A 9,002-nucleotide genomic window follows, 5' to 3' on the forward strand; every position below is an offset into this window, starting at 1 on the left:
AAACAACGCACCCTGAAAGGGTGCGGCTACCAAACATTTAATACAATTCAAGTTCTAAACAACGCACCCTGAAAGGGTGCGGCTACCGGGTCTAAACCAACCATCTGACCATCCAAGCGTCCAAACATCAAAACTATTATACAAAAGATTCATATATATTACACTCATAATAAACCCTGATTATAATTAAAAAAACCCGCAGGCCTAAGCGCTGCGAGTTTTTTATATTGTAAAATTACTTAAAAACAAACTTAAACTTCTTTACTGGGCGCGGTCTTCGCTGCCCTGTGTTATATTTCCGTACTTTTCCAGTACCATTGTCTCTATCTGCCCGCGGGTTTCGTTGTTCAGCGGATGAGCAATATCCTTAAACGTTCCGTCTGAAAGTTTTCTGCTTGGCATTACCACAAACAGCCCGTTCTTTCCGTCTATTACCTTTAAACCCCTTACCACAAACGCTTCGTCAAACGTAATGCTTGCGTACGCTTTCAACTTCTGGTCTTCCCCCTCTGCTGCCGCTCTTGGAAAAATCTTAACTTCTGTGATGTTCATGTTTCACACCCTCCTCCCGGATATGACTTATAAACCATAAGCCTTTAAATTGAATGCGCTGTTCTGACAAAACTTCCGGGAAATTTAACTTTCATCTTACGGCAGCAAATATCAGCATCGGTTTTTGTTTCAAATAGCGCAAAAACTGTTGCACCACTGCCGCTCAGAGACGCATCTATGCATTTATTCTGCTTAATAAGAGCTTTCTTGACTTCTTTAAGGCCGGGAAACGCTTTGAAAATTGGTTTTTCAAAGTCATTTTGAAGAAAACCGCCCTTTACTGCCTGCCCTTTCAAATACCTTAGGACAAGTATATTATACGATTTGCCATTTGTCAACTTTTTTTCATTATCCAGCAGTTCATACGCTTTTTTGGTTGAAACATGTGTGTTTTTGCACAAAAGCGTATACCAAAGCGCTTTTTTACGGGTAACAGGGGTGATTTTATCGCCTTTGCCAGTTACCCTTGCCGTCCTGTTATGGATAAAAAACGGGACGTCTGACCCAAGTTTAAACCCAAGCGCGCTTAACGCTTTAAGCGGCGCTTTAACCTTAAAAATGTCATTCATAGCATGCAGCACCGCGGCCGCGTTGCTGCTGCCGCCGCCAAGCCCCGCGCCGTTTGGAATGTGCTTATGCAGCTTTATATCAACTCCGCCTTTGATGTTATAGGCATCCTTAAATAATGCCGCGGCTTTGTACGCAATGTTCTTTTCCTGCCCTATATTCAGCGCGCCGCGGACATCGGTCACGGTAATTAAATCATTGCCGGTTTTTGCGATATCTATAATGTCATAAAGGGATACGGGGTCAAATATGGAATCAATATAGTGATAGCAGTCCTTTGGGTCTTTGCCGGTTATCTGTAATGACAGGTTAACTTTCGCGGGCGACAGATATATCATTTATTTTTTATGTTTTCAATTTTAGTTTTTATTTCTTCCGGCTCTTCATGGCCGCTTTCTAACGCTTTATTATAACTGTCCAGCGCTTTTGCCGTATCATTTATTTTTAAATAAGCGTCCCCCATATGTTCATAAATTACAGGGTCAGCTTTTTCCCTTAGTTTAATTACTGACGCCTGCGCGGCTTCAAGCTCTTTTACCGCGTCCTGATACCTGCCCATTTTGTAATACACCCACCCGCGGGTATCCAGATAAAAACCGTTGCCTTTATCCAGTTCAAGCGCTTTATTCACAAGGTCCAGCGCTTTGTCCAGTTTTTCTCCGCGTTCCGCGTAAGTGTAGCCTATGTAATTATAACTGTCGGGATTTTTCGGATTTATCTTCATTATCCTTTCAAATATTATAAGGGCGTTATTATAATCTTTCATCCTGTCATAAACGTAACCAAGGTTAAAATTAAGTTTTTCAGAGTCCGCGAATACCTTAATTCCGTCAAGATACGTATCCACCGCCTGTTGATACTGTTTGTTGTCGGCATAGGACGCGCCTAACAGCAGGTAAAATTCCTCGTTATCTTTGTTGGATTCAAGAAGTTTTTCAAACATCTCTATTGCCTGCGGCAGTTTTTTCTGTTCGCCGTAAATATACCCTATGTGGTAATAGGCGTTTACGTATTTTGGGTCAAGCCGTGTAATCTGATCCAGTTTTTCAAGCGCTTTGCCATAATCTTTTAAATTTTCATATGCTATTGCCAGCTGATATTTATTGATAATGCTGTCCTCCCTTAAACTTTCCACCTTTAAAAAACATTTTACGGCTTCTTTATACTGTTTCTGCCCGGAATAAATAACACCCTTGGAGTATAAGGCATCGGCGTTTTCCGGATGTATTTTAAGTATGCCGTCATATACTTTCAGCGCTTTATCCGTATCATTTGCCCTGTAATGCACTTCCGCCATAAGCGTCATAATATCCGTGTCTTTTGGGTTTAATTCAAGATAATTTTCATACGCCGCAAGCGCGGCAGAAGTATTTCCTTTTATTTCATGCGCTTTGGCAAGCGAATCATACGCTTTAAGGTAGTCCGGGTCTGTCTCTATGGCTTTATTTAAGTATTCCACCGCTTTGTCATATTCATCGCGGCCGCCGTAAAGGATTCCGATATTATAGTACGATACCGCCGCTTTATCCGGCGCCAGCGCGATATTTTTGTTAAACAGGGATTCCGCAAGCTGCGAATCGCCCTCTTTAAATGCTATTATGCCAAGGTAAAAATATCCGTCCGCTTCCATGGGGTCTATTTCTATCGCGCGTTCCAACAGCAGTTTTGCCGTTTTTACGTCTTCTTCTTCAAGTTTAAACTTTGCCGATGCTATTAACACCTGCGGGTTGTAAGGGTCTTTTATCAGGGCTTCTTCCACTGTGGCTTTGGACTTTGAAGGCTCCCCTTTTAAGGACTGCACATAAGCCAGGTTCATGAATATTGAGCCCGGTTCGTACGAATATTTGGCGCTTGTGGAGTAGTATTCTTCCGCAAAGTTTAACTGATTGCTTAATTCCGCAAGGTACCCCATTGAATAATACAGAAACGAAATTGATTCCTGAAAAGGGTTTTTATTGACAGCCGGCCTTTCCACGGGCTGCTTTTTCTGCGCGCCCGCGCACCCGGCTATTATTAACGCGGATATAAAAATAACCGCTAACAGTATTTTTCTTATAAACTTTTTATCCATTATTGTTCAAACTTCTTATCCGTGACGCGCAGCCTTCTGTTAATTATCCGCAGCAGCGCCATTAATATTTTGGCCGCAATCGCGGGGTCGCTGTCAAGAATTTCCGAAAAACTGTTTTTGGTAACCACTATTAATTTTGAATCTTCGCCGGTCTTGCCGCTGGCGGTCCTGGCGCCGGAATCAATGATTGACATTTCACCCACTATTTCGCCTTTACCAAGGTTTGCAATGACTTTATCGCCTTCTTTGGTTTTCTTTATAATATCTATGCCGCCTTCCACAACAACATACAGAACTTCGCCGGGCATGCCTTCCACAAATAACGTTGACCCTTTTTTATAGGGCTTTAAAAAAACCTTTTTTGCCACAATATCAAGTTCCGCGTCTGTTAAAGTTTTAAACAGCGCCGCTTCTTTTAACATTTCATATTCAACAGGATCCGCCATTTGTTACCTCCGGTTATTATTAAACCTGTTTCGCCTTATACTGTAGAGGCGTAACATGTTACGCCTTGGTTTAAAGACGAGACGCAACGTGTTGCGTCTCTACATTATTAAACATAAAACCTGTTTCGCCTTATACTGTAGAGGCGTAACATGTTACGCCTTGGTTTAAAGACGAGACGCAACATGTTGCGTCTCTACATTTAAATCATAAAAAAAACATAAAACACAAAAACCAAAAACTAAATTTCCACTTCCATGCCTTCTTTTACCGCGAAGGCTTTGGGGAATTTTGCCTGCGCCATTGCCTGAATTTCGTCAATCTGGTCATCCGTATGTTCCGGCGCGTGGTGGCAAAGGTGAACTTCTTTTGCCCCTGACAGTTGCGCCACTTTAATCCCTTCTTCGTATGTGGAATGGCCCCACCCTATGTATTTGGGGTATTCTTCCGGTGTAAACTGCGCGTCATACATAATAATACCCGCGTCTTTTGCCAGTTTAATAAGTTTGTTGTCCGGCACAGCGTAATGTTCCACGTCTGTTGCCACAACAAATGCGGATTCACCTGACTGTATCCTGAATCCAAGAGTGCCTGCCGGATGGTTTAACTTGGCGGTATTAACCTTAAACGGCCCTATGTTAATTTCGTCATTGTCCTGAATTTCAGTGAAATGAATCTTGGCCGCCATACCGGAAAGTTCTATGGGAAAATTAATAAACTGCTGCTGCTTTTTGAAGACGTCCTGGACACTCTGGTTATATTTGGTTTCTCCGTAAAAATTAATTTCATTGCCTTTAATAAACGCGGGCGTGAAAAAAGGAAAACCCATAAGGTGGTCCCAGTGATAATGCGTCATTAAAACGTGAATTTTATGGCCTACGGGCGATATTTTCATAAGGTCCCTTCCAAAAGCCCTCATACCCGTACCCGTATCAATTACAAGAGTTGTGTTGGCTTCTGTAACCACAACACAGGTTGTGCTGCCGCCATATTTATTAAAATCTTTTCCTGTAACCGGTATAGATCCCCTGACTCCGTAATATTTTATTCTCATCAATCCTCCGCGGTTTATCATTACCTGCCGCATATAAAATAAACTGCTTTGTTTTCCCTTTATTACTATAAAGTTTCAGCCGATATTAATCAAGTCATAATTTCTGCCGGACTTATGTTTAATATTATCAATAGTTTCGTTGATTTTTCTGTGATCCATATCACAATTATCAGACATAAGCCAGTCCGCGGCAGACCTTGCCAGTTCAAGTATTTTTCTGTCGGTTATGATATTGGCAAGCCTGAATTCCGGCAGCCCGTGCTGTTTTGTACCCAGAAAGTCGCCCGGCCCCCTTAGCGCAAGGTCTTCTTCCGCTATCTTAAAGCCGTCAGACGTGGATGTCATTACAGTAAGCCTTTTAATAGCGTCTTCGGTTGAAGGGTCGCCCACTAAAATACAATAAGACTGCTTGTCCCCGCGGCCCACCCTTCCGCGCAGCTGGTGAAGCTGCGACAGCCCAAAGCGCTCCGCGTGTTCTATTACCATTACCGACGCGTTAGGAATATCTATACCCACTTCTATAACCGTGGTGGCGGCCAGAATGTGCACTTTTTTTTCCTTAAATTCAGCCATGATTACATCGCGCTCCGGTTTTTTCATCTGCCCGTGCACAATGGCGGTTTTATACGCGGGAAACCTTGCGGCTATCTCTTTTTCTGATTCAATGGCGGACTTTAAATCAAGTTTTTCGGAAACATCCACAAGCGGATATACAATATATATCTGGCCGCCTTCTTTAAGGCGCTCTTCAAGAAAAGCATACAGCCTGTCTTTTTTAGCGTCAGAAAACAAAACGGTTTTAACCGGCTTTCTTCCGGGCGGCAGTTCGTCTATTACGGACACGTCAGTGTCGCCGTAAACCGTCATTGCCAGCGTCCTTGGTATGGGGGTTGCGGTCATAATTAATACATGCGGTTTAACCGCCGCCTTTTTAAGAAGCGCCGCGCGCTGCATGACGCCAAACCTGTGCTGTTCATCAATTACCGCAAGGCCAAGATTTTTAAATTCAACTGTTTCCTGTATGATTGCGTGCGTGCCTATTACTATATCTGTTTCACCTGTTTTTAAACGCTCCAGCGCGGCTTTTTTATTTTTTGTGGCCGCCCCGCCAAGTATAAGCTCTGCCTTAATACCGGTTCCTTCAAGCAGTTTTTCCGCGGTCCTCATGTGCTGCGCCGCAAGAATTTCCGTGGGCGCAAGAAACGCCGTCTGAAATCCGCTGTCTTTGGCAATTACCGCGGCTATCATTGCCACAACGGTTTTACCGGAACCCACATCGCCCTGAAGAAGCCGGTTCATGGGTTTGCCTGAAGAGACATCTTTTTTAATCTCTTCCACCACGCGGCGCTGCGCGCCCGTTAATTTAAACGGCATATGCTGCCTGAATACCTCTTTATACTGCCCCGTGATATTAAAGACATTTCCCTGCTGCGCCTGCATCTTTCTTCTTTTCATGTTAAGCGCGAACTGCACCGTAAAAAACTCATCAAAGATAAGGCGGTATTTTGCCTTTTCAAGAAAATCAAATGATTCCGGAAAGTGTATCTGAAAAAGGGATTTTTGCAGCTCTTCAAGGTTAAACTTTTTTCTGAATTCTTCGGGCAGATATTCGGTTACGTACTGCATGTAATTATCAAGGGCAAACTTTACCATTTTCCTGAACTGCTTCTGCGTGATTGATTCCGTAAGCGGATACACGGGAACTATCCTGTTTACGTTAACAGCTTCATTATCTTCCGGCGATGACAGTTCATATTCGGGGTTATTTATCTGTATTACGCCCCTGAACATGTCTATCTTACCAAACATGATAACTTCGTCCCCTTTTTTAAACTGTTTTTCAATAAAGGGCTGGTTGTACCATACGGCTGTGATATGGCCGCTTTTGTCCTGGATGACGACTTTTGTAATTGTAAGTTTGAATTTAATTTTCTGCGTGGAAGCCATTACCACGACACCGTGGACGGTTTCATGTTCCCCGGGTATAAGTTTTGAAATGGGTTTTATATGGCTTCTGTCAGCCCAGGCGCGCGGCGGATAATATAAAAGGTTTGCCACGTTTTCAATGCCAAGTTTTTTAAGCGCCGCGGCCCGCGCCGGGCCCACGCCTTTTAAATACTGTATCTCTTTTTCAAGGGGTGAAGATTCCGTCATTGCATCACCTGATTAAACAGAAGGTTGTAATTGGGCGCGGCTGACGACGGTTTGTTTACTTTGAATTCCGGAAGCGCGCTTATATAAATTGTAAAATAAACATCTTCCACACCGTCCTGCCTTTTGGACCAGGTAAAGTAAGCTTCCCAGCAGTGGACAAACCAGGTAATACTGTAAGAGTGCGAATACAGCTGCTTGTTTACAAGGTCATAGCTTCTGGTGGCTGAAACCTTAAATTCTTCGGTCAGCGAAAACGAAAAACCCGTATCAAACGTTATTACGTCCGGCACGCCGGACTGCAGCCTTTCGTTGTAATCTATCTGATTGCTTACAAAATTCGTGTGCGCCGCGACCGTCCATATATTGTTATTTTTATCCGACAGGCTGAACCCGGAGCTTAAACTTTTTATCCTGTTGGCAAATATGCTGTAAGTGCCGTTGGCTGAAAAATAAGCGCCTTCAAGGTTTGTGGAAGCGTTTAAATTCAGCATGGAAAACCTGTCCCTGTCATTTTCAACTTCGTGCCTGTCAGGCAGCAGGTTGTAAGTTGTGGACGCGGTAAGCCTTAAATTGGAAAGGCTGAACCCCGCATTGGCGGACAAAGAGTTGTTTGTGATGCCTGTATAAGGCAGTTTATCCGCTTTATTTAACAGCCTGGCAAATGAATGCGATATTGTGGTGTTAAGCAGCCCCGGAAAAAAATTAAGCGATAATGTCTCTGACGAAGTCATGGAATTATAGAAAGCGCCCCATTTTCTGTCTTTTTCCGCGTTTTCCCACCTGGAATTTAAACCCGCGCTTGCGGAAAACGAAGCCGGCCCCATAGGCGGCAGGGACAGCTGAAGGTTTGGCACAAAGACAGCGTAGTCGTTATACTCTGTTTCCATTAAAGGGAGCGTCCTTGAATAATTGAAAGAGTGATTGTAATAAACCCTTGGCAGTATCTGCGCGGATGTCATTGAATAATTAACGGACGGCAGCGTCCTGGAAGCGGTAAAGTATTTCGCGGTTATTGTGTTTAACTGCTGGGAATCCGCCGCCCTTATGCCGAAAGAGTGGCCGCCAAAACTTGTGGCATAGTATATATCGGCGTCCTGCCTGTACGGGTCCACTTTGCTGTCAAGAAAATCCTTGTTTAAATCCCTGTCGCTGGCGCCGTTAAAGTTTACCGTGGCGCGCGAGCGTTCGTCAAAAACGTGCGAATGGCCGTAATTTACAGACCACCTTCCGGTATTGGTGAGTTTTTCAAGGTTATAAAAACCGTTAAAGTGCCCTGTTGATTTTTCATTGAACCCGTAATTTAAGCCCAGCGAATACCTGTTGCCCTGTTTTTCAAGGTAATCAAAACCAACCGAACCGAAATTCAGATAATCAAAGTAAAAATTGTATTTTGTGTAAACATACCAGCCGGAATAATCATTATGCCCGAACTTAAAGTCAAACGGCGCCTGCCTGCCTTTTAACGGGTAGGCAAAATAAGGAAAGTAAAACACGGGCACCATGCCTATATACACCACAGTGTTCCACGCTTCAATCTTATCATCTTCATAAAGGTATATCATGGATGCTTCCATGCGGTAATGGGGGTGTTCCCTGTCGCAGGTAGTGAAAACAGGCGTTTCAAGCTCCCACTTTTTTCCGTCTTTCATCATTTTTTTGCCGCGAGCTATCCACGGATGCCTTATCAGATGAACGTCTTTGGTGTAAGCGGATTTTGTTTTTATGTTGTAATACATGCGGTCTGTCTGTACTTTGGAATCGCCGCTTATAAAAAGCACATTGCCTTCGGCGGACACATCCCCTGTTTCATTGTTTATGTAAATTCTGTCCGCGAAAAGGGATGTACCTTCCTGTTTAAGGATGATATGGCCCTCGCCCGTGATTTCAGAACCGGTATCATCGTAAACAAGGGAGTCGCCGGAAATAAAAAGCGGGGATGCCGTGTTGGGTTTTGAATCGGCGGAGACCGCATCGGCGCCGTACGCGGCATAAGAAAAAGCGGCGGCCATTAAGGCCGCCGCCACTGTTATTTTAATTTTCGCTATCACGCGCAAATTTGAACCTTATACTAAAGCTGATTCGGTCTTTGGGTCAAAGAAGTGCGTCTTGTTCATGTCAAACACAAGCTCTATTTCCTGGTTTACTTCAACGTCCGCGTCC

At 43.8% G+C, this 9,002-nt stretch carries 7 protein-coding genes; all 7 read right to left on the bottom strand.

The features are described 5' to 3' along the window. Window positions 1-261 precede the first annotated feature (261 nt). The 7 genes from spoVG to JXR81_03505 all read right to left on the bottom strand — a co-directional run bounded on the left by spoVG (window position 262) and on the right by JXR81_03505 (window position 8,851). Complete coding sequence (gene spoVG, locus JXR81_03475) at window positions 262-552, bottom strand: septation regulator SpoVG (protein ID MBN2753910.1); 291 nt, start codon at window positions 550-552, stop codon at window positions 262-264. 44 nt (window positions 553-596) lie between these two features. After that, the gene (gene ispE / locus JXR81_03480) at window positions 597-1,457 is read right to left on the bottom strand and encodes a 4-(cytidine 5'-diphospho)-2-C-methyl-D-erythritol kinase (GenBank protein ID MBN2753911.1); all 861 of its coding nucleotides are present in this window, start codon (window positions 1,455-1,457) and stop codon (window positions 597-599) included. After that, window positions 1,454-3,190 carry a tetratricopeptide repeat protein gene (locus JXR81_03485; protein MBN2753912.1) on the bottom strand — a complete coding sequence of 579 codons (1,737 nt, stop codon included), beginning with the start codon at window positions 3,188-3,190 and terminating at the stop codon, window positions 1,454-1,456. Before JXR81_03485 ends, ispE begins: the two co-directional genes overlap by 4 nt. Next, window positions 3,190-3,636 (bottom strand): cyclic nucleotide-binding domain-containing protein, encoded by a 447-nt coding sequence (locus JXR81_03490; protein MBN2753913.1) that lies wholly within the window; start codon window positions 3,634-3,636, stop codon window positions 3,190-3,192. The genes JXR81_03485 and JXR81_03490 overlap by 1 nt, the downstream gene beginning before the upstream one ends. 239 nt (window positions 3,637-3,875) lie before the next feature. Further along, window positions 3,876-4,688, bottom strand: coding sequence for an MBL fold metallo-hydrolase (locus tag JXR81_03495; protein MBN2753914.1), 813 nt, complete (start codon window positions 4,686-4,688; stop codon window positions 3,876-3,878). Window positions 4,689-4,763: 75 nt separating this feature from the next. Further along, complete coding sequence (gene recG / locus JXR81_03500; GenBank protein ID MBN2753915.1) at window positions 4,764-6,842, bottom strand: ATP-dependent DNA helicase RecG; 2,079 nt, start codon at window positions 6,840-6,842, stop codon at window positions 4,764-4,766. Beyond that, window positions 6,839-8,851 carry an LPS-assembly protein LptD gene (locus JXR81_03505; protein ID MBN2753916.1) on the bottom strand — a complete coding sequence of 671 codons (2,013 nt, stop codon included), beginning with the start codon at window positions 8,849-8,851 and terminating at the stop codon, window positions 6,839-6,841. Before JXR81_03505 ends, recG begins: the two co-directional genes overlap by 4 nt. Between the last annotated feature and the right edge of the window lie 151 nt (window positions 8,852-9,002).

It is taken from the genome of Candidatus Goldiibacteriota bacterium, from assembly GCA_016937715.1.
In the GTDB taxonomy this organism is placed as follows: Bacteria; Oederibacteriota; PGYV01; order PGYV01; family PGYV01; genus PGYV01.